This window comes from Streptomyces sp. CO7, from assembly GCF_053474865.1.
On sequence record NZ_JBRIOU010000013.1, the window covers coordinates 66,334 to 67,558 of the forward strand.

At 74.9% G+C, this 1,225-nt stretch carries 3 protein-coding genes; all 3 read right to left on the reverse strand.

Going from position 1 to position 1,225, the window contains the following annotated elements; translation table 11 throughout:
- Positions 1-74 precede the first annotated feature (74 nt).
- A complete protein-coding gene (locus ACOV8S_RS30360; RefSeq protein WP_448321696.1) occupies positions 75-566 on the reverse strand; it encodes a DUF742 domain-containing protein in 492 nt (163 codons plus the stop codon).
- Positions 567-584: 18 nt separating this feature from the next.
- A complete protein-coding gene (locus ACOV8S_RS30365) occupies positions 585-1,040 on the reverse strand; it encodes a roadblock/LC7 domain-containing protein (protein WP_448321697.1) in 456 nt (151 codons plus the stop codon).
- A partial coding sequence (locus tag ACOV8S_RS30370; RefSeq protein WP_448321698.1) for a hypothetical protein occupies positions 1,037-1,225 on the reverse strand: 189 nt, incomplete at its 5' end. The genes ACOV8S_RS30370 and ACOV8S_RS30365, both read right to left, overlap by 4 nt.

Here is a 1,225-nt window from a genome sequence, read left to right on the forward strand (position 1 = left end):
GGGTGGGCACGACTGACGACATCGATGAGCTCACGTGATCATAGAACTCGGGGTCCCGGAAGTGGTCGGGCGGTTCACAGCGCGCGCAATCCCGCGATCACCTCGCGCAGGACCCTCTCGTCGGGCAGCTGGGCGGGCGGTACCGGGCGGCTGACGGTCACGCAGCCGAGCTCCAGCAGGTCGCCGAGGAGCACGCGGACCACGCCCACGGGAAGGTCGGAGCCGGCCGCGAGCTCGGCGACCGACTGGGTCTCGGCGTGGCACAGCCCGAGCAGTACGCGGTGTTCGGGTCCCAGGGCGGAGGCGGCGTTGGACGGCGGCTCCGGGTCGAGGGTGATCAGGGCGATCAGGTCGAAGCTCGCGTCGGCGGGTCCGGCGCTGGTGCGGCCACCGGTCATGGCGTAGGGGCGGACCAGTGGTCCGGCCTCGCCGTCGAACCACTGGCTCTCGTACCAACGGCCGCCGGTGCCGCGCTCCGGGGAGCGGTCCACGTCCGGGGAGCGGTCCACGTCCGGCGAGCGGTCCTGGTCGCGGGTCGGGTCGTGGGTCGAAGGGTTCTCACGCATCGGGAACGCGCCTTCCGGTCAGCCGACGGGCGGCCGCACGGCCACCCGCGGAGGCTGGTGGAGGTGTTCGCCGACCCGCTTGACCAGCCTGGCCATCTCGTAGGCGATCAGGCCGATGTCGACCCGGGCGCCGGTCAGGACGGCCAGGCAGGAGCCGGCTCCGGCGGCGGCCACGAACAGCAGGCCCTCGTCCATCTCGACCATGGTCTGACGCACCCCGCCGACGCCGAAGTGGCGGCCCGCGCCCTTGGCGAGGCTGTTGAAACCCGAGGCGACGGCGGCGAGATGGTCGGCGTCCTCGCGGCCGAGGCTGCTGGAGGCGCCGACGGCGAGACCGTCGTCGGACAGCACCACGGCGTGGCGGACCTCGGCGGTCCGCAACGCGAGGTCGTCCAGCAGCCAGTCGAGTTCGACGGACCGGTGGGGTCCGTCGGGCCCGGGGCCGTAGTGCACCGTGAGGGGGTCCTGGTTCATGCGGGGTCTCCTTCGCTGCTGTCGCCGGGGCGGCCGGGATCGCCCGCGCCGGTGTTGCCCGCGCCGGGGGCGCCTGGGCCCGGCCCGCGGCCGGGCGGGCGCCCGCCGCCGCGCACCCAGCCGTCGCGGTAGGCGGCCATCCGGTCCCGGACGGCCTCGGGGGTGCGGTCCTCGGCCGGTGCGGG

Bases quoted from the DNA above. Each gene is read 5' to 3' on its own strand.
- ACOV8S_RS30360 (WP_448321696.1), bottom strand. From the start codon at position 566: ATGCGTGAGAACCCTTCGACCCACGACCCGACCCGCGACCAGGACCGC.
- ACOV8S_RS30365 (WP_448321697.1), bottom strand. From the start codon at position 1,040: ATGAACCAGGACCCCCTCACGGTGCACTACGGCCCCGGGCCCGACGGA.